Origin of the sequence: uncultured Veillonella sp. (assembly GCF_963551295.1) — a bacterium.
Taxonomy (GTDB): domain Bacteria; phylum Bacillota; class Negativicutes; order Veillonellales; family Veillonellaceae; genus Veillonella.
The window spans coordinates 1-2,537 of record NZ_CAUVFT010000062.1 but is presented as its reverse complement, the minus strand read 5'-3'; the positions used below and the strand labels follow the sequence as shown (position 1 = coordinate 2,537).

The window sequence follows — 2,537 nt, the reverse complement described above, 5'->3', positions numbered from 1 at the left end:
GTGACCAAAGCATGACCTCTTGGTTGTGCGCTTCGATATAGGCATCGTCATGGAAAGTCATACGCGAAACCATATGCAGGTAATCCTGGTCGCAGCTCGTACCACTACAAGGTGTGGGGCAAGTCGGTGCATTCTCAAAGACGTTGATATTCCAGTTGCCCTTGTTGGCTTGGGTCTTCATGAAGAGACCATAGCCCGTGACTGTCTCACCGTGTAAGGTGCCCGTAGTCGGTACGCTGCCCATACCTGAGCCGCTACCGCCGTAGTACGCAAACTTCTTGTAGACGTCGATGTAGTCCGAAGCCACTGCAGCAAAACCACCCTTAGTGATGGCCGTACCATTAGCGTCCTTATCAAACTTCATCAAGAATGTACGTGCCTTATTTTCGCTTGCGACTGCATCGCAATGGAGGTCGGTACCGCATCCGCCCAATGCTCCGCCAATATAACCTTCGCCTACCTTCTTCAGACTGCCATCATTGCACTTTTCATAATCCTTGCTCAGGAATGGATCGTGTCGTGTACCGATGTTCTGCAGACCACCGTAGTTCAACTTGATGTTATTGTCAGCTGCGATAAATACACTACCACTTGCACCGTGTGCTTTGTATTCGAAGTCTTGCAGATAAACGTTGTTACGTTCCTCTTCGCAAGTACAAGATTTGTAGTTCGGCAGATCGCTAAGGTTATCGGTCTGAGCTAAGAAAGCCAAGCTACCACGCATCGTATCCACATTGAACGGATTACGCATATCGATGTCACCAAAACGAGTACGGAAGATGGCATCACCTGTAGAGCTTACATCCTCAAAACTCAGATAAGCACCCTTGTTAAAGATGATGTTACCACGATTACCGGCATCTACCGTCAAGGTTCCCTTACCACCACGATAGAACAAGCCCCAATCCGTGGCATTTGATGCGGAGGTATTCCCTCCTCCAGGATAAGGACGAACACAGTGGTTTACACCAGAGATAATACCTGCATTCTCATAGAACTGCAAAGCACGTCCTGAGCGATTGTAAAGCATGCTATCGCCTGGGCTGCCGCAACGCCAAAGGCCAGAGAATGGTATCGCGATGACGGTCGGGTGATCACTACCTGTAGGCTGATTAACGGCAATGTGCGAGAAGTAGATATTACCACCAGCCAGTCTCGATCCATCATCCGGTACGGAATTGCGATCCGTTTTCTCTTCCCAACCTGCTTTAATCCACAAGTGCCCCTTCGTATTGCTTGCTGGGATCGTGTAGATAAACCGGTTCTTATCATATGACACATCGTTTGCCACTGGGTTACCACACAACGCAGACAGTCTACGCTGCATGATATAGCCATTGTTCATTGTGGCTACGTATTGATAGGGATTCTGCGTCGGGGTATTGTCGTTATAACCGAGATAGATATCACCCTTGTGCGAGATGATCTCCATCGTATCGCCCGTAGAGGTCTCATCCACATAATCCAGCATGGCTGTCCAAATATGGTTTTCGGCTTTCAGCTGCGTCATACCAGCTGCCGTATTGTTGCGATTGATTCGAACAGAGTCGAAGAAGTGGATATTACCACGACGACCGGTAGCATTAGCATGTGACTTTACGTCGTTATGGCTAGCCGGATCATGGCGCCAATCCTCCGCAAGGATCGAGATCGTGCTGTCACTCTTATAAGCGATCGTCACAGGGCGCTCGGTCTGGATATAGCCTGCACGCGAAAGCCATGTCAACGGACCAGCCGAAGAGGCATTCCCGTAGGCAAAGTCTACACGGCCCATCGTATTGATGTTACGCTCAGCTTCCCATTTGGTAATCGTCTTCGAACCCGCCGGTACAGTGAATGTGATCGGTGCCTCACGCGTGTCGCAGCTTCCGCTGGCTGCGTCTTTATTGGAGAAAATGTCATTTTCAGCATAAAGATAGATCTGCGATCCAGCAGCCTGACCACCCGTAGGCTCGGTATAATTAAAGGTGTGCTCCACATCGATGTCGTTATCCAGCTTAAACGTGCTACAACCTGCCCAGAGCTTCGTAAGCGCTGCACCGGTATTGCTGCGCTCGAGGTTCACTAAGGAGTTAGTCAGGATGTAACCATCCTTCGCATGCAGCACGACCGTGTCATTGACCTCTGTCTCTACCTTGAACTCATTCACTACAGATGTATTATTCACATCATATTCTGAGACATTCACACCGCCCAACGTGATGTTTCGCTCAGCTAACAGACCAAGGCTGGCCCAGTCTTTCGCATTGCTCGTAAACTGGAAATGTACGGCATTGTGCGTCGTAATGTCCCGTCCGGCTTGCCAGATCGTGCGTCCTGCACCTTCTTGTTTGAAGTTCACGCCATTCGTAAGCGTAGAAGGACTGTTCTTTCCAAGACGAGTATGGATATCATTACCGGCGTACCATGTGATGTTTCCCGACGCAGTGTTTGTGCTTTCGAAGTCCGTCTTGCTGCGGGTATCGATGTCGTGGTTCGCATGCCAGATTACGTTGCCTTCCTTTTCGTTCTTGAACGCAACTAAGAAATGGTCGGAG

The 2,537-nt window shown here is 49.5% G+C and carries 1 protein-coding gene; it reads right to left on the bottom strand.

Annotated elements, in window-relative coordinates:
• The coding region (locus tag RYO55_RS09695) for a hypothetical protein (RefSeq protein WP_314985315.1) at positions 1 to 2,537 on the bottom strand (2,537 nt) is incomplete at both ends.